Below are 19982 nucleotides of genomic sequence, written 5' to 3'. Positions count from 1 at the left end.
CTTCTATGAGCTGGACTGCAAAATAACCGATTCCTGCATAGACAGCTGTGTGAGTACGAGATTGGAATAAATGCCGCCATGCTTCATTAGAGCCTCATGCGAGCCCTGCTCTGCAATTCGTCCATCCTCTACAACGAGAATAAGATCTGCATCTTTGATAGTCGATAGACGGTGTGCAATTATGAATGCGGTTCTTCCTGCCAACAAAGTCTGTAAAGCTTCCTGTATGTGCTGCTCTGTCTCCGTATCGACGCTTGAGGTAGCTTCATCAAGTATTAAGATGCGCGGATCTGACAGCAGCACACGGCCGAAAGCGAGCAATTGCCGTTGACCGACTGAGAGCTTGGAGCCTCGCTCTTCTAATTCAGTTTGATATCCGTCAGAAAGCTGGGCAACAACTTGATCCAGTCTAACGCTTTTCCCCGCTTCAATCAGCTGCTCCTCAGTTGCTTCCTCATTGCCGTAGCGCATATTTTGTTCTACTGTACCTGCGAATATAAAGGAATCCTGCAGCACAATGCCCATTTGCTTGCGCAAAGAGTCCAGCGTTGCTTCCTTCACATCCATGCCGTCGATTCGAACAGCGCCGCCCGTTGAATCATAGAAGCGCATGAGCAGATTTACAATCGTGCTCTTCCCCGCTCCCGTAGGACCGACTAAAGCGACCCGTTGTCCGGGCTTTACGTGAAATGACACATTATGAAGCACATCAGGCTTATGCTCCTCATAGCGGAAAGATACGTTATCGAAAGCGACTTCGCCGCGAATCGGCGGCAGCACGCGCGCATGAACACTATTTTTCACTTCTGGTTCAGCATCGAGCACCTCGAAAATCCGCTCTGCCGAGGCCATTGCAGAGAGAAGCTGGCTGTATACTTTGGACAACGCGCTGAGCGGTCCCCAGAAGCGCCACAAATAGTTAATGAAAGCCATGATAAACCCAAGCGTAATGGCATGATCTATGACCCGAATAGCACCGTACCAAACGACGATACAAGTCCCTAACATGCCAACCATTTCTACAAGTGGATATACCATCGATTCTAATTTAATCGCACGCATAAACGCTTGTTTATTCCGATTGTTAATGCCGTTAAATTTCTCGTTGTTAGTCTCCTGTCTGGAGAAGGCTTGAATAACACGTATGCCTTGAATGGTTTCATTTAGATTGCCGTTAATGGCAGACATCGTCGAGCGCGAGCGCGACCACGAGCCTTCAATTTTCGGACGCAGCTTTGCGACAATAAAGTAGAGCAGCGGCAGCATAATAAACGAAAGCAATGCCAGCTGCCAATCCATCCAGAACAAAATAATAACAATTCCAACCAAATGAGTAACTTCCATCACGATTGTAATAAGTCCACCATTGATCAGCTCGCCGATCGCATTCGTATCATTCGTAATTCTCGACATGATTTTGCCCGCAGGACGACCGTCAAAAAAACGAAAAGTTAAGGTTTGCAAATGATTAAATAATTGCTGGCGTAAATCAAACAAAATACGCTGACCGGTAAAATTAATCCATTTGGTATGCATCCAGCCAAATAACCAGCCAATAAGCTTTATCCCGAGCAGCACAGAGCTGAGCAGAATAATGACCGAATACTTCTTATCCATTATACCTTTGTCTATAATATAAGCGAGAATAATTGGCTCTGATAAGCTCAGCAGCATATTGATTAATACGATAATAACTACCCATGTCATTAATTTGCGATATGGAGCTAGATACGTAAACATACGCCGCATGTAATTCATATTAAACGGTTTCTCTTCGGCATCATTATCCATATCCCACTCGACTTGACTCATGAAGTCACCTTCTCTCTATTGTGCAATCTGCTTCTGTCTATCGAATAATTTCCGGAAGAAGCCATCGCCTTCATTTAATTCTCGATGTGTGCCCTGCTCCGTCAATCTTCCGCGCTCAAGCACAATAATACGATCTGCATGCTGAATCGAGGACAATCTTTGAGCGATAATGAATGTGGTACGTCCCTTCATCACCTCAAGCAGCGCTTCATGTATCGCCGATTCCGTTGCGGTATCGACACTGGCTGTCGCTTCATCAAGCACTAGTATTGGCGGATCCATCAATATAGCTCTAGCTAATGCTACACGTTGGCGCTGACCGCCAGATAGCCCGACACCCCTTTCGCCTATCCGGGTATCGTAGCCATCGGGCATCGATTCAATGAACGCATGGATTTGGGATTTGCGGGCAGCTGCTTCAATCTGCTCCTGTGTCGCTTCTGGAAAACCATAAGCAATATTGTCACGAATGGAAGCGGAGAATAAGAATGTCTCCTGCGGCACAATGCCGATGCTCCTGCGTAAACCATCCAGATCATATTGACGAACGTCTATCCCGTCAATTAGCAAGCCTCCTGAGGACACATCGTAGAAGCGGGAAAGCAATCCAATCAAGCTGCTCTTGCCAGAGCCCGTTGCCCCGAGCACGCCTATCACTTCACCCTGCTTTACTTGAAAGGAAACATCGTCTAATATCGGTTTGTCTTTCTTTGGATCCTGATCGTCGAAGAAGAAGGAAACGCGGTCGAACACAACATTGCCCTTCATTCCATCCGTTGCGGCGGCACGCTCAGGCGTTACGATATCGAGCTCTGTATCCAATACTTCAAATACGCGCGGCGCAGCCTTGATCGCCTGCTGCATAATATTGATTTGCCAGCCTAACATATTAAGCGGCCAAATAATTCCCCATGTATACCATTGAAAAGCCATAAAGGTACCTAAGGACATCTCATCGCGCACAACAAATATGGCTCCAATCCCGATCATCAACACAAAGGTAAGCCCGCCATAAAAGCCCATTAGAGGAAAGGATTTGGCTTCAAGCCTCGCGCGATTCATATTCATCTCGAAGCTTTGTTCATTTCGCTCGGCGAATTTCTGCTGCTCTACTCCTTCGGTTGCAAAAGACTTGACGACACGTATGCCCGAAATATTTTCTTGAAGCGTTGTCGTGAGCCGGCCCATCTGTTCCCTAATACTCGACCATGCGGGTCCCACCTTCCGATTAAAACGCCACAGCACGAGCAAAATTAACGGTATTGTAACTAAGCTGATAAGGGTTACCTTCCACTGCATCGTCATCATGAAGATAACCGTACCAATGAAAGTAAGCATGCCAGTAAATAAATTCATCGCTCCAAAGCCGACGAAATTTTTAACTGAATCAATATCACCTGTCATACGTGACATTAATTGACCGGTCTGTGCGCGATCATAATAGGAGAACGATAAACGCTGCAAATGCGCGTACAGCTCCTTCCGTAGCTGCAACACCACATTTTGTCCGACCAGCTCCTGCGTATAGCCTTGGATGAACATTCCAATGCTCTTAAGAGCTTGAAGGCCTGCAAGGGAAATCACTAGCCAAAGTACGAGCGTCATATTGCTTTTGGCGATGCCCTCGTCGAAGATTTGGCTGAGTACCCAAGGAGCAATCAAATCAAGGATAGTAGCCAAAATCATAAGCGCAATTGCAATAAATACCCATCTTGCACTTGGTTTCACGTAAACCATTAGTCGTAAAAGCGTTTTCACTAAGACACCCCTTCCCTTTAAAGAAACAAAAAAAGACCTCAAGCCGCAACTGGCTCAAGATCTTCGTATGGATGGATGGCAAAGCAGCTAAAGAGCTACGTTGCGACCATTGCACGAAGGCAGGCCGATAGGCATGTTTGTTTAATTGAATTGAAATTCATGCTAAACTGCTGGCCGCCTGCAACAAATGCAATCCAATTATTCATCATCCTAAAGCCCCCCCTTTTCTTATTTCAAATTTAATGCCTTCCAGACACATCCAAATATTAACACCATGGTCAAACATTGCGCAATAGTTTTTACGAAAAAAAATTAAAATCGGTCTGACCCTTGCGGCAATTCCATATCGTCTGAAGAAATCCCTTCCTCTACCGCGAACTCAAAATCTTCGATATCATAAATTTGAACCGGTACTTCTGCTTCTATCAGCTTATCTTGAAACTCGAACTGATCCGATAGAAGCGGCACATTCAGCCTCAGACCGGTAAGCAGCAGCTCGGTTTCAATGGGATCGAACATTTCCCCATAATGGGCATTGTCAACCGCATGCACCACAGTGAATTGGATCTTATCATTCAGCAGCAGCGGAGAGCTCTCTTTCCAAGGAACTTGCATAGCTTTCTCGATTTTTTTACGGTTAAGCGAATCCTCGAAAAAAGCGATCAGTTCATTTATTTTTCCTTTCACATGTCCATCGTCATCCGGATCATCCATAACAGGATCTGAACCGTCTCTCATCTCGTATAACTCTGCAATCGATGAATAAGGCATTATATATTCAATAGGACGGCTCGGTACGAGAAGATGTCCATACGTTGCCACTAATACTGCTTCTATTACAAACCGTCTCCGCATGTGATCTCCTCCTTAATTTTTATTTGCAAATAAAAAAAGATTCCATTAGGAATTACTTTCTATTAAAAATGGTTCCATATTATTATACAATATTCCATTGCCTGTACAAGAGAGCCAAAAAACCAAATTTGCACAATATGTGCTCTTCGCAGTAAAATGAGCGTTAAGCCATAAAATCATAATTTAATCGATTTGCTTAGGAGGATATGCAAATGCAGCAAGAGGAAGCCATTATTATTGGAGCCGGCCCATGCGGCTTGGCGGCAGCGATCGAACTGAAGCGAATTGGTCTCAAACCGCTTATTATAGAGAAACGAAATATTGTGCATTCTATTTCACAATATCCGACTTACATGCACTTTTTCAGTTCGCCGGAGCTTCTGGAAATTGGTGAGATCCCATTCACGACAGCCAATGACAAGCCTTCTCGCCTAGAAGCGTTGAATTACTACCGGACTGCGGCGCAGCGCCATCACATTCGCGTTCAAGCATATGAAGCGATTACAAGCATCGCTGCTGATGGTGACGAATTTATACTGCAGGGCGAGGATCGATTTGGCCAAAGCCGTTCTTACAAAAGCCGTTATGTGATCATTGCGACAGGCTACTTTGACCATCCTAACGTGCTGGGCATCCCAGGCGAGGAATTGGAGAAGGTTAGTCATTTTTTCCGCGAATCTCACCCATATGTCGGCATGAAGGTTGCTATAATAGGAGGCAGCAATTCCGCTATCGATGCAGCGCTGGAGCTGGAGCGTGTCGGCGCAGAGGTAACGGTTATTTATCGCGGCGAGCATTACTCCTCCAGCATCAAGCCTTGGGTTAGACCTGGCTTTGAAAGCAAGGTTTCCAAGGGTCTGATTCGGATGCTCTTTCAATCAAAGGTTATTGGTATCGACAATAATGAAATAACCGTTCGCGGGCCGGAAGGCGATGTCCTCATTCCTAATGATTTCGTCCTTGCACTTACAGGCTTTCATCCTGATCGCCATTTCTTGACGCAAACAGGCATTACAATGGAGGATGAGGGATATCCTACCTTCCATGAGGAAACGATGGAAACCAATATTCCCGGCATTTATCTTGCAGGTGTTGTAGCCTCGCGCCATGAAGCAAATGAAATTTTTATTGAATCCGGCCGTTATCATGGACGGAAAATAGCGGAACATATTATGAACAAACAGAGTACTAGCCCTGAGGAAGACAAATCTAATTAAGTGACAGCATGATAGACCGAAATAGTGCAAACAAAAAAAGGGGCAGCCCCAAAAGGTCAAAGACCTAGGATGGAGCCCCCTTCACAAACTTGGATAACTTGTGAAAGAATAGAACTAGAAACTAGCTCTATTCCGCCAACTCAGCCTATTTTTGGAGAAATAGAGCTAATAATTAGCACTATTTCCAAAAAAACGAGCAGATATGAGCACTTGTGAGGATAGATGAGTGAAATAGAGCTAGAAACTAGCTCTAATCCACAAACTCAGCTAGTATTTGAAGAAATAGAGCTAAAAATTAGCTCTATTTCCAAAAAAGGCAACAGATATGAGCTCGTTCGAAGATGTCCGCTTATTATTCAATTTTTCTCTTCACCCAGCAGCTTCTTGTAGTCGGCAACCTGTTTGTCATTCGGATTGCCCTCCCCGTATCTCACCTGCTCGTACACATCGATGAAACCTTGCATACCTTCACGTTTAAGCTTTCCGTTCTTCCATTTCTCCCTATCGGCCACCGTCTCGCGCGGTGTTAAATGGGGCTGCGCCTCATAGCCTACTTTACCATCAGAACGAAGATTTTGTGCGTACAATGCTCTAATTTTCTCTGCGTTTGTTAACTCGTTCCAATCTTTTGCGTGAGATCGCTTTTTGGGGAACAGCCCCTTCAGCCTATTTCCCATTTGCTCTCTCAAATTATTTAACGTCATTAATTGTTCAACCTCGTCTGTAAAGCCTTCCTCCACTTTACGACCTTCTGCGCTTCGCTCAAGCAGCTTCGCTACAATAGCTGTTATCCACTTATAAAGCTTTTTAGCCAGGAAGAATAGTAGCACTAAGATGCCCACTACTAGCAGCACGATGAAAATGAACTTTATAATCTGCTCCAACAGAACTAACCATTCCGCTGGCTCCTTGGGTTCCTCTGCCGGGAACATGGGCTGCGGTTCATTAGCCTGCGGTTCCGCCGGAGGATTATCTTCCACCGGGCGATTAAACCATTGCATGATCCGCGCTATTATCGAATGGACGAAACTTTCAATTGCTTTCTGAATGTTTCGGAACAACGCAATAATGCTAATAATAGCGATTATAACAAACATCATTACTCGGTTCTGACGTTTGAAAGCTTTGGTAGCCGCTGACTTGCCTGACTCGATTGTTTCACTATTCAAATGACGTTCATTGGCAAAGAAGAAAAAGAAAATGACTGCAGCAATGCCGCAAGTTAAAATGATTCCATTATAATTCATTAGTTTTGGAATCAAAGTCAGCTTTAATGGTTGTACAGCTATATAAGTAATAACCCCGGTAAGCATTCGAGAGTTTGAGAAAGATATCGTCCAGCTCTTCAAGCTTGCCGACATGCCTCTTTCAACTGCAAGAGTTCCTGCCAATCCGCATATGATGATCGGAATGATCTGAAGCTCTCCCGTCCAAGCGCCAATAATTAGGCATGCATGTATAACGCCAATCGATATGGCTGACAAAATTTTTACGATTAGACGCAGTCTAGGGAATCGCTCAATTAGCATTGCAGCAAACCAGTAGCAAAGCGGCAGTGTTAGGAGCCAGGACCAGACTGCTGACTCAGGAAGCAAATAAATAGCAGCAATAAGCAGCACTGGTAAATAAAAGAGAAGCTCGACGATACCTTGTCCAAGAGAAGAAAAGGGATAAGCACGATTGGCTGCAGCCTTCATGCGATCACCTCTTCCTTGGATGCTTCCCTATTCGGGCTATTTCCATTGTCAGCTAATAATTGCTCTGTCAGCAGCCATACGGCTACCGCGTTTCCATTGTAACGAAGTCTTTCTGCTTGCTGTTCCAGGAGGTCATTCCAGTATGCCGTAATAATCAGTATGTCACGTTCGCTGTAGCCGCTCTGTGCTTCACGCTCCAGCAACGAATGAAACAGCTCTGTCCTTTCGATTTCAAGCTTCGCCATACAATCGTACAACCCCATTAGATGCTCATGTCCGCCGCGTGGTTCAATATGCACACTATCATGCATGCCTATAATCGGCATGTTCGCACTAAAGCCAACATCCATGCCTTGCTGAATGACGGCTTCAGCCGCGCCCGCTGCCCATTCAATCCCGCATTCAATGAGCTCCACATCGGTCACGCTTCTCCACATGCCTTCCGCATCGTCCACATTCAAATAGATCATGAGTCTGCGATCAGCGGTGAAATCATGCTGATGCACTTGAAGACGTCCAGTCCTCGCCGTAGCTTTCCAATTGATTTGCTTGTACGTATCCCCTGCCTGATAATTCCGAACCCCCGCATGAACGAAAGGATCGCTAATAATCCAGCGCTTAACCGACTGATCACCCTGCCAGCTATGATAGGGAAGCTCATGCACAGGCACCTGAGCCGGTTTCGGATAAACAATGAGCTCACCCTCCAATGGAATCTGATTGGAGCTGTGGCTTATGCCAAGCAAATCGCCTCCAGTTAAGGTAACCGTTTGGAGATGATACCAGCCTCTCTTGGCGCAAGTGATTTGATGCTTGCGTGTTATTTTGGTATATGGGGCTAAACTGAAAAAGCTCTTATGGTTTTGATAAAGCTGCCCGCTGCTGACGGAGAGATTGTCCAGTCTTTTGAAGTGCAAATGGGTTGATAGCTGCGACTCTACGCGAAGCCATGGAACAGGCAGCCATTTGGCATTCGACATCTGCTCGATCAAATCGACTTGTTCACCTCGAAAGCTGGTTTTCGCCGTGAAATGCCGTTGGTAGGTAATGCGGCGCAGGACAAAACGTTGAAACACGCGGCTTTGTATATACAAAATACCGATTGCAGCAACAATAAACCAAAACAAGATCATATCGGCTCCGCCTAACGAACGGATATGCCGACTTCAGCAGGCACGGCCGTTTGTCTAATGATATCGTCGATAATCGTATCTGCATAATTCGGCGTGCGCTGCATGCCGCGAATCGCTAAGCGATGAGAAAGGACTGGCTTTGCCATTGCCTTGATATCGTCAGGCGTAACGAAATCTCTACCTTTCAATATCGCCTGCACCTGTGAAGCGCGAAGCAGAGCTTGACTGCCGCGCGGACTAACGCCAACAGAAACCTCATCACGTTTTCTTGTTTGCTCTACAATTTGCAATAAATACTGAAGCACATCATCCGTTACTTTAACAGCTCCATAAGCGGCTTGGGCATTCTGAATTTCTTCTATGCCAGCTACAGGTGCAAGCTCGGCGAGCGGATCATTATCCTTGAATCTTTTTAATAGCTGCAAGCCTTCATCGGTCGAAGGATAGCCCATTTTTATTTTGAACAGAAACCGATCAAGCTGCGCTTCAGGCAACGGGAACGTGCCTTGATGCTCGACTGGGTTTTGTGTCGCGATGACCATAAATGGGCGCTCAAGCGCTTTGGTTTCCCCATCTATACTAATTTGCCGCTCCTCCATGCACTCTAGAAGACTGGATTGCGTTCGCGGCGTGGCCCGATTTATTTCGTCAGCCAGCAGCAGGTTTGTAAACAGCGGACCTGCACGGAACTCAAATTCACTTAGCTTTTGATTATAGAAATGAATGCCGCTCAAATCGGATGGCAGCAAATCAGGCGTAAATTGAATTCGCTTGAAATGCAGCTCCAATGACTTGGCAAGCGACTTCGCAAGCAGCGTCTTTCCTGTTCCAGGAACATCCTCTAGCAGCACATGACCCGAAGTAATAAGACCAATGAACAGTAAATCTACAACTTCCTCTTTACCGATTATAACGTGTCCGATATTCGTTTTTACTCGTTCCGCTAATTGTTTGATAGCTTCGAAAGACATAGATGCAGCTCCTTTTTTTAAGACTTATAGCCGCTGCGGTCACGCTGCAGCTTTTGCAGCTCGCGCCAGCGAATGATACGAATTCCTTCATCTCGGAGCGTATTACGAATGTCCGCATCGCGGAACAGCTCCAATTCCATACCGCGCTTTGCAGGCTGACCGTGAAATGCTTTCAGTTCTTCCGTAACGAGGGACGGGTGAATAATAAGCTCAGTTACGCCTGGATGCAAGCTTCTGAGCAAATTCTGCATGTTTGCTTTAAGAGAAGTAAAGCTTTCACCCTCCTGCAGCTGAAACGGAAGGCCTACCAAATAATCAAGAATAACGACCCCCTTCGAATCTGCGAGCTGAGCGAGCAGCTTAGCTTGCTCAGCAAGCTCAGGAGGCGCAACCTGCCCTTTCTCCGGCGTTAAATAACGCGGCAAACGAAACGGAAGACCATAGGAAGCGCATACATCGAGAACAATAGGAAGGAAGTTTCTTCCTGTTGCCAGTCCATACAAGCTACCCATGTGATTATCAGCATGGGAAGGCTTCATGCCCATCGCTAAAGCCATCTCGATTTGAGCGATCAGTTCAGCCTTTACCTGCTCGGGATCCGCCTGCTGCTCGAAGGTTTTACTGTCTTTCGGGAAATAGTTCTCAGCTGTAACTAACGAGGCTGTACTGCCCTTCCGATTGACCGGTCCCCAGCGATAGAGATCCCATTCACTCGTTAAGGTGAAATGAACGCCAACGTCAAATTGCGGATGTCTTGCACTCCAAAGCGCAGCTTCTCTCGCCCATCCGCAAGGAAACATTAAGGTAGCAGAGCTGACAGTGCCATCCGCCAGAAGCTGCTGAATACCGCTATTCACAGAATGACATAAGCCGTAATCATCAGCATTAATAAGAAGCAGTCGATCACTCTCATCATATCCAAGTGCCTTAGCTAAACTCATATCAATTCAGCCTCCCAATATTGATTTATCCAATCGAATCCGTAATTCGACTGATCAATGATTCCACACAGCACATTCTCATGATCCAGTCCCTCTCTCAAGCGTACCGCAAAATGAAGTGCTACGTCCAGCAGTCTAAGTTTCATCAATGAGGGCAATTGCTCCATTTCCTGTTTGGACAACTGAACTATTTCTAAATAACCTTGAAGCAATAGCTTCACTTTTGCAGTACTAGCAGCATCGTCTGGCCTAATGGTATCCACTAATATAACAGCGAGCTCCATCGCTCTGACATCGATGGTGCTGAACTCGAAATCCAACACGCCTACGATCTCTTCACCCTTAGACACTGTATTATTAAATACGAGATCGCCATGAATCCATTGCTTTGGTAAATTTGAAATTTCAGCGCATGCCTGAGTGACCTTAAGCCGTTCCTCTTGAAGACGCTCAAAAAGATCACGTCTTGCTGAGAGCGCTTCTGATCGCTCGGAAAGCGCAATAAATGCTGTGGAATTCATGGATTCATATGTATCTTCCAATAGATAATAAGGACTATAAAGCGGCTTGCATGCTGGTTCAATACGGCTTAAGGCTACCGTAAGAGAAGCAGCTGCTTTGCCTAATGCGAGTACATGAGATGAATTTGAAGAATGAGGGCGTTCGCCTTCTATAAAGTGAAATAAAGAAGACAAAGATCCATCCTGAGAAACGCTAATCGTACTGCCGCGTTTATTCCGGACTGGCCTAGGTACTTGGAATGGCAGCGATAGAGCTTTATTTTGCAGTGCTGTCAGCACCTCATGTTCAATTCGAACGATATTAGCATCCTTGTGATTATTATATATTCGCAGTACGTAACGATTGCTGCCAGCTCTTACCATACGTGTCGTATTATTCATTCCACTTTCTCTGTCCTCTACTTCATAGGGGGCTGAAAATTCATATTCATTCAGAAAATAATTAATATCCATGCTGCCTTTGCGAACCTCCTCATTTCTCTTGCTGCAAGTTTCTCAGACGACTGCCTAACTGATCCCGCCAGCTTATGGCAAGCTCCTTCACTTCTAACAGTTCTTTTAAGCCCTTGATGTCATCTTTGTCGATATACATAATCCGATTCGCTTCGGCAATAGACTTTGCTGCAGGATGTCTATGCGTGACCGTCAATTCTACTCCAGCCTTCACTTCACCTTCTTGAAGCACTCGGAAATAAAATCCCGTATAGCCTTCCTGCTTAACGCGCTCCGGCAGCTCCGGCAGTCCATTGCGCAGCCCAAGCTTAAAGCACGGCTGCCGCGGCTGACTCACCTGCAGAACCACCTCTCCTGCTTGGATAATGTCTCCAATACATAAATCTTCTTCCGTCCAGTTGGATATGGTGAAATTTTCGCCAAATGCTCCGATATCGAATGGAGCTTGATATTGTTCCCTCCAGAAAGAATATCGTTTCTCGAAGTAGGCGCATACCGCTTTATCAGGACCTCCATGACGAATCTGGTCGCCTTGGCCATCGCCTTGCAGCCCTGTATATCTGAGTAAATTCGGTAATGACGAAGGCTGTTTGAATATGCCGGAAACGACTTCCTTAGCACCATGCGCAATAGCCACAGGCTCACCGATGTTCAAGGAGATAAGTCTGGCTGAGCCCACGTTTTGTTTCATGATTCCATACCCCTCCTAGCATTTTTCCTTATTGGACTATTATAATCGCGGGAGGGAGAATTTGGCAAAGAGATATAACAACGTTAATTATTAACGAGGTTAATTCAAGATCAGTTTTTCATTTCGACACAATCTATAGCACTTCTTTCAGACGTTGTCGAAAACGTTTCTTTCCTGTAGCTTATTGCGCTTCCCCGGGAAATGATTTAAAATTTCCGATGATTATTTCCTGAAATTTATTGCATTCATTTCCCATGCTTCGGCAGTCAAACCGACTGTTGAACTAAGCCAAGCTAATGCCACCCTGTTGATTGGCTTGCTCCATCCTCACTCGTGCTGCTGCTGATGGTTGCAATAATAATCATCGCAAAGGATACCACCGAGCTTAACCAAACAGCCTGAAAGGGTGTCTGCAGCCTTTCCGATACATGGGACCACTTACGGACTTGAAGGCATCGCTTCATCACGTGCTAGGCTGTACACAACGCCTGAACAGACCGTCAACGACTGCATCCCGCTGTTCCAAAGCGAAAGCAGAATAAGAACAACGATAAATGACTGCCCTTCCCCACCTTCGGGACTGCAGACGCAAGCTCAGCAATCGAGGCGCTGACAGCAAGGGCGAATAAGGCAAAGATCGGTTGGCCAAGCCCGATTACAGCAGGTCCACCCCCTCTAACAGCTGGACCAAGAACAATTGCGGCGCTGCCTATTAAGCCCATTGTGTTAAAGGATAAACCAAATATGGCTAATCCCCCTAAACGCCGCCTAAGCTGCTGCGCAAGGCCAAATTGGTGAAGATCATGCTTATCATGCAGGTGCTGCGCTGACATACCGTATGAAGTCATACTTTGATAGCGGGACTCCTTAATAGATCGATGCACTTTGCTTGCGCCCAATAGGACAGCGGCACATGCAGTAAACACCAATATGACTCCTGCAACAAAAGCGACCATAGATTCCCCCACCTCCATACGTAATCGTATGAGCTAATCTACTGTCGCATGCAGCTGCAGTTTTTTCGGAAGGCTTTGTTGTTTAATTCCAATCATGAACAAATATCAACAATGGACTTTACTTAGCGTTTTCGGAAAGCAATTACCTTGTCCGCAAAAAACGCAAAATAAACTGATTTGAAAATGAAGCTTTTTATATAGAAAACAGCCGGACAGATTTTTATCTGCTCGGCTGTTTAGCTTCTGTGATCAATTGCTGCCTGATTCCATCCCTGAACACTCGTTTTTCACGAATCGCTGTTACTCTTATGAACGAAGCTGGAGTATTTCAAGCACAACTGCTCTAAGCTCATTAATATCAAACGGCTTTGACATAAGCTTACTTATGCCCAGCCTGTATGCTTCCTCTATAATTTCAGGCTCAGCATATGCAGTGATGAGGATGACAGGAACATCTTGCGACCTTTTCCTGATGCCCTTCAGCACGTCAATTCCACTCATATCCGGCATTTTCAGATCAAGCAGCACACAATCAATAGGATGGTTCTCGAATAATTCAAGAGCCATGCAGCCGTTCTCAGCCTGGTGAACGACTGCGCCTGCGCTGCTGAATAATTCAGCAATCAACATTCGAATAGCTGGCTGATCATCTGTAACCAGAATTTCTGCTTGGACCTCTCCTGTTGTTTTATTGACAACAGCATTTCTATGCTCTGCCTCAAAGCCTGCCATCACGCTTGGAGTCCCCAGTTCGTTAATGGTTGATAAATGAATAGGCAAAGCTGATGAGACGGGCGATGCTGTCTTCATCCGTTTAAGTTCTTTGTCTGTATAATGCTGTTGATATAATACAAACGACACAGCAGCGAGAGCAGCTACTCCAATGAGTGCGAAAAAATAAATCATAGTGTCGTCTCCTTAAGGCCTTGCAGTAGTAAATCCATGACTTAATCAGATTCCAATATTAATCGTTTACGAGCATGGGTCCGAGCGGACCATCATCATTGATTATATCCTGCAGCTCATACACAGATATCGGAAAATAATTAAATCCGTACACATACGCAGTTAACTCATACAGTTGGAAATAAATAACAAGCGAACGGTCGGCCACATAGTAATCTTGATCAGGTCGAATCGTTTTAAAAGGCTCCAACGGTTCTATCGCCCTCGCTTTAATTTGTGCGCTCACAATGTCGCTAAGGCGTTTCACATATTCTGCTCCCGGCTTAAATAACTGAGCGAGTGTATATGTCTGTCCAGTTGATTGCTTAAACGTGAGTGACTGCTGCAGTGTTAAGCCATGAGCACCGCCGGTATAAGCATAATTAAATAAAGATAAACTGAGATAATCCTTCTGGTTCGTTTTTTGTTCGAAATATCCGAGCATCTGAGCCCTTGGATCATCTAAGGACCCTTGGCTCTGCACGATCTGCTGCACGGTCATATGAATTGTCGCGTTTATTTTTCTATCAGCAGCTTCGCTTTGTCCACCGCTCACAAATGGCAAATACAGATCTGCCTTTGGGAAGCCAGTACGGGCAGTTTGAATAACGACAGGAGACTTGAATGGCATTGTGAAGACACCTTCCTATTCGGCAAGATGCTCCAGTGTATGCAGCTGCCGCCTCATCTCATACCAAATAATTCCTCCATGATTAGATGCAGACAGTCCAAGCAGTTCAAATTGCTCTGCTTCATAGAATGGAATCAAGTGCTCCTCACACATCAAAATAATCGATTCCAGACCATCATCCACACATTGCTGAATGAGCTTCTTTAGCAATAATCGCCCTATTCCTTGTCCACGATATTCCGGATGTACCGCTACAGTGAGTATACAGAAATGGCTGCCAAGCCAAAAATCGCTTCCAGCACCCTTCATCTCATCACCGCATGAGGTTTGGGAGGTTCTAATTCCATTTGTTATGCCGATCAGCTCCGTATCTATCCAGGCTGACCAGAAATAAGGCCGATAATGCTCGTATCGAAACTGAAAGCCCTTTAATGTTGCCGCAGCATCAGGTGTGTAGCAGCTCTGTTCAAGTACAATGGCAGCTTCCAGTTCCTTCTCAGCAATCAGTCTAAGATTGAATTCGCTCACAGCATTGCCTTCTCGCGTTCAGTCAGCCTTCTGCCGCGAACATCGAGCACAAGCTTGCCCTTGTTTAATCCAATTATGCGGTCGGCGTATCTTTCCGCCCAATCCCCTTGATGCATGACTGCAATCACAATAACGCCTTGCTCGCGGCATAGCGCTTTCAAATCACTCAGCACTTGATCCGCAGTATGAGGATCAAGTCCAGACACGGGCTCATCAGCAGCAATAACTTTGGCGCCATGGACCAGAGCCCTTGCAATAGCCATGCGTTGACGCTCTCCGCCGCTTAGCGTGCTTGCCTTCTGATGAGCCTTGTCGATAAGTCCCCGCTTCTCAATCATGTCCATTGCGCCCATATAATCGTCGCTCCGCATCATGCCTGTCCATCTGCGCCAAGCCGGCGTTTGTGTGACTGAGCCAATGATTACGTTTTTGAGACCGGTCTTGTTCGGGAATAGGAATGGCTTCTCCTCCACATAGGCAACCTCGCGTTTCACTTGAAGCTTTGCTCTGAAGCCATCCTTAAAAACATCCTTGCCATTAAACTGATATGTACCTTCATCCCATCTCTCCTGCAGTGCCAAGCATTTAAGGAGCATGGATTTCCCGCTTCCGCTATCGCCTTTTATCGCGATGAAATCGCCCGGATAAGCTTCAAAGCTGATATCGCTAAGCACCTTTGGTCCCCCGGGAATACGTTTGGATAAATTTTTTATTCTAATCATTTTCCGCGCTCCTTCTGTTAGCAGCAATCGCATCTATGAATCTAGTTTACGTTAAACAAAAAACAGTTTCCATACGAACGAATGTTTGGTATAATAAAAATAAGAACAAATGTTCTAAAGATCATCGAATTCAACATTTTGAAGGAGGCCTGATCACCATGAAAAACATCTGCGAAAATTTCCGTTATGTAGAGAAAGCTCGTCCATTCCGCGACTTAACCTTTAAGTTTTACGCTGATGGAAAGCTTGTCATTATTGACAATACAGCAGAGGAGGTGATCACCCCGAAGGATTTGAAGGGTGACAGCAGAGACTTTTACGTTCGCAGACGTATCGCTTTTATAAAAAATCAATTAACAGCATCACAATTAAAATATGCTTAAGCCGTGCATAAGGAGAGGGATTGTACAAGCCTTCTCCTTTTTGCTTTTCATTGACGGCATACGGACATTTGATGTAGATTGGTCATACAGCTTCAAGCGCCATAAAGGAGAAATTTCAAATGAAACAACAAATTATGTTCGACTTAGACGATACGCTCATTCATTGCAATAAGTACTTTTATCTAGTCATTGATCAATTTATTACTGCCATGACAGGCTGGTTTGGCGGGCATAACTCAGTTACCGTTCAAGCGATCCGAGATAAACAAATGGAGATTGATATAGCCGCAGTGGCCGTATTTGGCTTTAAGAGCGAGCATTTTCCCCAATCTTTCGTAGATACGTATATCCACTTCTCCCACCTTACGGGGCGCAAGCGCTCTATTGCGGAAGAAAACCTGCTCTGGAAGATGGGACTAGCTGTATACGAGCATGATGTCGAGCCATATCCCAATATGGAGCATACACTGTATTCGCTAGCTGAAGCGGGCCATGAGCTTCATTTGTATACAGGCGGAGAACTGCCCATACAGCGCCGTAAGATTGAGAGCTTGAATTTACAGCAATATTTCGATTCCCGCATCTATATTCGCCAGCTCAAAAACAGCGACGCCTTAGAAAATATTTTATCGACGGGTATTTTTGATCGCAGCAGCACCTGGATGGTCGGAAATTCCATTCGTACCGATGTTGTGCCTGCCTTAACAGCCGGCATTCATGCGATTCATATGCGGGCTATTACGGAATGGGAATATAATGTGATTGGAATTGATATCGAACCAAAGGGTGCATTCCTAACCTTGGATCATCTAAAAGACGTGCCTGATGCTATTCATCAATATGTCAATCGCTAGTACATTCCTGCTTGCAATTAGACCCGAATTCGTCGTCAATAGGATGAGATGAATTCGGGTCTATTCTTTCAATATGGCTGATCAAGGCATTAAAGTATGTTCTCATTCAGCAGTAATTGCAAATATGTTGTGGTCTTCCCACTTACCATTTATTTTCAAATATGCTTTGGCTAACCCCTCATGTCTGAACCCTGCCTTCTCTAAAACCCGTATAGACGGCAAATTCTTTGGAATAACTCCAGCTTCAACACGATGCAAGCCAAGCTCAGTAAATGCAAATTCCAAACCTAATGAAACTGCTGCTGTTGCAAAACCTCTTCCGTTATATTGTTGATCAATGTAATATCCCAGAAATACATTTTGAAAAAAACCGCGAGCAATGCCCGTTAATGCTAATCTTCCCACAATTTCATCCGTCTCTTTAACAAAAATCCCGAAAATATACGATTGATCGTTTTGCATCGCTTCCAAACCATATGCAATATCATTCTCCTGTCCCTCAAGGGTGAAATGTGATTCATCCCTAATCGGTTCAAATGGCTGGAAAAAATGACGGTTTCTTAGCTTCAAGTCAAGAAGAGAGCCTGCATCCTTCAGCTCAAGCTGTCTTAAATAAATGTGATTGCCATTCAATTCCTATCCGACCTTTCTACAATAACAAATAAAAGCTTTTTTATCTTATTTGATCATACCAACATTTTGCAACACTAAATTCGTTACTTATCTGATATACTTGGTTTCCAACCCACTTGTTGGGACCAAATATGCGCTTTCTGTAAAATATCCCAGACGATCGGTCCTTTTCCTTCCACATAATTAGATCGTTCATTCTTAAAAAGCTCCATTAATCGATGCTTCTCCTGAGCATATCTTAGACAATCCTCTGGATGCACTCGTAAATAATCTCTAAATAGTAAACTTAGTTGTTCTGAAAAACTGCCCGCTTGCCTAACATGAATATGAGTTCTTCGAGAGCCGGGCTGTTCTCTAAAATACCTCTTCGTTTTGTCTGGATTATCTTCCCGCAACACAAATCCCAGGTTTTCAATCCATTTCTTATCATTTAATACAGTATCTAAATTTAACACAGAAATTTGAATATCTATAATTGGCTTTGCATCCAAACCAATAACCGATGTTGAGCCAACATGATCGATACGAATGGCCAAATCCCCTAATGAATTTCTTAATTTTGAAGCAATTTCATTGAATATAATTTTCCATTCCGGATCATATTTAGAAATTGTCCATTGTTCATCCATAATAATCTCCTAAGTTTGAAGTTTCCATGAAAACTCTGATCTATCAAGGCTAAAGGACCTAAATAGCTTTGATCGCTATTTACTTAAGAAAAGGCTACCGATTATGCTGGTAGCCTCTCAAGATATTTTATCGCTTACACCAACTCGCACACCAAATAAAATAGCTTAGATAACAAATAGGTTTAGAGTTTTTATTATTAATTCAAACTTAGCCGCCCACGAATTTCAGCTAAAGCAGGCAAAACGTTTGAACTGTGGTTCAAAATGATTTCATCCCCAACAAACTGAATCCGACTAGTTGTAACAAAAGGCGTTTCAATAAACCTCATGGTTAGCAGAAGCGTATCCTCCTGCTGCCAGGTAAAGCTGGCAACAACACGTTTATTCTCATCCTGCATTAACCGTGTTGTTCCCTCAACCCATTCGCCCCGACCAAGATTAATACGATATTCATTATCCAAATTGCCCAGGACAACCACAACTTTATCGTCTTCAAATGTTAAAGAAACGCTATTCCATTGCTGTTCATTGTCTTCGAGCTTATAATACTTGCCGGAAATAGCTGCTTCCAGCGGAGAATTCGGCTGCAACTGCGGAATATTCAAGTTCAGACCCCGCAACATTGCCGCTAGCGTCGCTTGTGAATCCTCATCCGGGGAATGCGGTGACTGTTCCATTGCAGGAAGCAAGTGATTCCATACGGCGTCCATGACACCCTGTAGATCGTTTGTGCCGCTTGTCATAGCTAGCACAGCATCCTGTTCAGGCATTACGATACAGAATTGACCGAACGCGCCATCCCCTCGGTACACACCGTGACGGCATCGCCAGAATTGATAACCATAGCCTTGGGCCCAATCACTGGCTCCGCCGTCTCCGTTAGATATTTGCTTTGACGTTGCTTCCTCAACCCACGACTCCAGCAAAAGGCGCTGATCATTCCACACGCCTTTCTGCAGATATAGCTGGCCAAACTTAGCAATATCTTCCGTGGTGACATTTAACCCCCAGCCACCGACATTAATCCCTTGAGGACACGATTCCCAAGTCGCTCCCTCAATGCCAAGCGGTTCAAATAAACGTGGCTTCAAATACTCCAATAGAGTTTGGCCAGTTACTTTCTGTAGAATAGCTGACAGCATATATGTAGCTCCGCTGTTATAAACAAAATGAGTACCGGGTACATGCTCGACAGGAATATGGAGAAACACCTTTGCCCAGTTACCGTCATCATTCTGTCGCATAGTGCTTGTTGTGTCCTGATCATGACCCGTTCCCATCATCAGCAAATGACGAACGCGCATAATAGACAGGTTCGGCCCTATTTCCGCTGGAGCATCATCCGGGAAGAATGATACGATTGGATCTTCCAGCGACAGCTTCCCTTCCGAAGCGGCGATACCAATGGCGGTTGAGGTGAAGCTTTTGCTAAGTGAGAATAACATATGAGGAATTTCAGAAGCATAAGGCGCCCACCAGCCCTCTGCTACCACTTGACCGTGTCTAAGCAGCATAAGACTATGTAGTTCCAACTGTCGTTCTTGTACAGCATTTAAAAATGCAATTACTGCTGCAGAGTGAATTCCTTGTGCTTCCGGCTGACTTCTTGGTAAATGCAGATCTGTCCGTTCCATAATTTTCATTCCTCCTTT

At 44.9% G+C, this 19982-nt stretch carries 20 protein-coding genes; 3 read left to right on the top strand and 17 right to left on the bottom strand.

Translation table 11 applies throughout. The features are described 5' to 3' along the window. Positions 1–3: 3 nt before the first annotated feature. The 3 genes from CEF13_RS13695 to CEF13_RS13685 form a co-directional block, all read right to left on the bottom strand. Entirely contained in the window at positions 4–1812 is a 1809-nt protein-coding gene (locus tag CEF13_RS13695) for an ABC transporter ATP-binding protein (protein ID WP_102711208.1), read from the bottom strand. A 15-nt stretch (positions 1813–1827) separates the two neighbouring features. Further along, positions 1828–3570, bottom strand: a complete 1743-nt coding sequence (locus CEF13_RS13690; RefSeq protein ID WP_102711207.1) for an ABC transporter ATP-binding protein — start codon at positions 3568–3570, stop codon at positions 1828–1830. 312 nt (positions 3571–3882) lie between these two features. Then, positions 3883–4425, bottom strand: coding sequence for an ADP-heptose synthase (locus tag CEF13_RS13685; RefSeq protein ID WP_102711206.1), 543 nt, complete (start codon positions 4423–4425; stop codon positions 3883–3885). A 212-nt stretch (positions 4426–4637) separates the two neighbouring features. On the opposite strand from CEF13_RS13685, the gene CEF13_RS13680 reads away from it, so the two are divergent. After that, positions 4638–5642, top strand: a complete 1005-nt coding sequence (locus CEF13_RS13680) for a YpdA family putative bacillithiol disulfide reductase (protein WP_102711205.1) — start codon at positions 4638–4640, stop codon at positions 5640–5642. Between the two features lie 356 nt (positions 5643–5998). Here CEF13_RS13680 and CEF13_RS13675 read toward each other — a convergent pair whose 3' ends face one another. The 11 genes from CEF13_RS13675 to CEF13_RS13625 form a co-directional block, all read right to left on the bottom strand. Next, on the bottom strand, positions 5999–7339 hold the full coding sequence (locus CEF13_RS13675) for a hypothetical protein (protein WP_102711204.1): 1341 nt from the start codon (positions 7337–7339) through the stop codon (positions 5999–6001). Next, on the bottom strand, positions 7336–8472 hold the full coding sequence (locus CEF13_RS13670) for a DUF58 domain-containing protein (protein ID WP_102711203.1): 1137 nt from the start codon (positions 8470–8472) through the stop codon (positions 7336–7338). Before CEF13_RS13670 ends, CEF13_RS13675 begins: the two co-directional genes overlap by 4 nt. Before the next feature lie 11 nt (positions 8473–8483). Continuing rightward, positions 8484–9443, bottom strand: coding sequence for an AAA family ATPase (locus tag CEF13_RS13665; protein ID WP_102711202.1), 960 nt, complete (start codon positions 9441–9443; stop codon positions 8484–8486). Between the two features lie 17 nt (positions 9444–9460). Beyond that, positions 9461–10384 carry a polysaccharide deacetylase family protein gene (locus tag CEF13_RS13660; protein WP_102711201.1) on the bottom strand — a complete coding sequence of 308 codons (924 nt, stop codon included), beginning with the start codon at positions 10382–10384 and terminating at the stop codon, positions 9461–9463. Then, positions 10381–11358 carry a phosphotransferase gene (locus tag CEF13_RS13655; RefSeq protein ID WP_102711200.1) on the bottom strand — a complete coding sequence of 326 codons (978 nt, stop codon included), beginning with the start codon at positions 11356–11358 and terminating at the stop codon, positions 10381–10383. Before CEF13_RS13655 ends, CEF13_RS13660 begins: the two co-directional genes overlap by 4 nt. Positions 11359–11377: 19 nt before the next feature. Continuing rightward, positions 11378–12049, bottom strand: coding sequence for an MOSC domain-containing protein (locus tag CEF13_RS13650; RefSeq protein WP_102711199.1), 672 nt, complete (start codon positions 12047–12049; stop codon positions 11378–11380). Positions 12050–12549: 500 nt separating this feature from the next. Then, positions 12550–13005 carry a hypothetical protein gene (locus tag CEF13_RS13645; RefSeq protein ID WP_102711198.1) on the bottom strand — a complete coding sequence of 152 codons (456 nt, stop codon included), beginning with the start codon at positions 13003–13005 and terminating at the stop codon, positions 12550–12552. A 306-nt stretch (positions 13006–13311) separates the two neighbouring features. Continuing rightward, entirely contained in the window at positions 13312–13911 is a 600-nt protein-coding gene (locus CEF13_RS13640) for a response regulator (protein WP_243864456.1), read from the bottom strand. 58 nt (positions 13912–13969) lie between these two features. Continuing rightward, on the bottom strand, positions 13970–14581 hold the full coding sequence (locus tag CEF13_RS13635; protein WP_102711197.1) for a DUF3298 and DUF4163 domain-containing protein: 612 nt from the start codon (positions 14579–14581) through the stop codon (positions 13970–13972). Positions 14582–14596: 15 nt separating this feature from the next. Further along, positions 14597–15109: a GNAT family N-acetyltransferase gene (locus CEF13_RS13630; protein ID WP_102711196.1), complete on the bottom strand. Its 513-nt coding sequence runs from the start codon at positions 15107–15109 to the stop codon at positions 14597–14599. Next, a complete protein-coding gene (locus CEF13_RS13625; RefSeq protein WP_102711195.1) occupies positions 15106–15831 on the bottom strand; it encodes a phosphonate ABC transporter ATP-binding protein in 726 nt (241 codons plus the stop codon). Before CEF13_RS13625 ends, CEF13_RS13630 begins: the two co-directional genes overlap by 4 nt. A gap of 158 nt (positions 15832–15989) precedes the next feature. Here CEF13_RS13625 and CEF13_RS13620 point away from each other — a divergent pair, with 158 nt between their 5' ends. Then, positions 15990–16214: a hypothetical protein gene (locus CEF13_RS13620; protein ID WP_102711194.1), complete on the top strand. Its 225-nt coding sequence runs from the start codon at positions 15990–15992 to the stop codon at positions 16212–16214. Positions 16215–16333: 119 nt separating this feature from the next. Next, positions 16334–17068, top strand: a complete 735-nt coding sequence (locus CEF13_RS13615) for an HAD family hydrolase (protein WP_102711193.1) — start codon at positions 16334–16336, stop codon at positions 17066–17068. A 102-nt stretch (positions 17069–17170) separates the two neighbouring features. Here CEF13_RS13615 and CEF13_RS13610 read toward each other — a convergent pair whose 3' ends face one another. The 3 genes from CEF13_RS13610 to CEF13_RS13600 all read right to left on the bottom strand — a co-directional run bounded on the left by CEF13_RS13610 (position 17171) and on the right by CEF13_RS13600 (position 19964). Beyond that, on the bottom strand, positions 17171–17701 hold the full coding sequence (locus CEF13_RS13610; RefSeq protein WP_102711192.1) for a GNAT family N-acetyltransferase: 531 nt from the start codon (positions 17699–17701) through the stop codon (positions 17171–17173). An 83-nt stretch (positions 17702–17784) separates the two neighbouring features. Next, entirely contained in the window at positions 17785–18330 is a 546-nt protein-coding gene (locus CEF13_RS13605; protein ID WP_102711191.1) for a GrpB family protein, read from the bottom strand. A gap of 197 nt (positions 18331–18527) precedes the next feature. Then, the gene (locus CEF13_RS13600; protein WP_102711190.1) at positions 18528–19964 is read right to left on the bottom strand and encodes a serine hydrolase domain-containing protein; all 1437 of its coding nucleotides are present in this window, start codon (positions 19962–19964) and stop codon (positions 18528–18530) included. Positions 19965–19982 lie beyond the last annotated feature (18 nt).

It is taken from the genome of Paenibacillus castaneae, from assembly GCF_002884445.1.
In the GTDB taxonomy this organism is placed as follows: domain Bacteria; phylum Bacillota; class Bacilli; order Paenibacillales; family Paenibacillaceae; genus Pristimantibacillus; species Pristimantibacillus castaneae.
The sequence above is the reverse complement of the archived record's forward strand: the minus strand, read 5'-3'. Positions and strand labels throughout refer to the sequence as shown.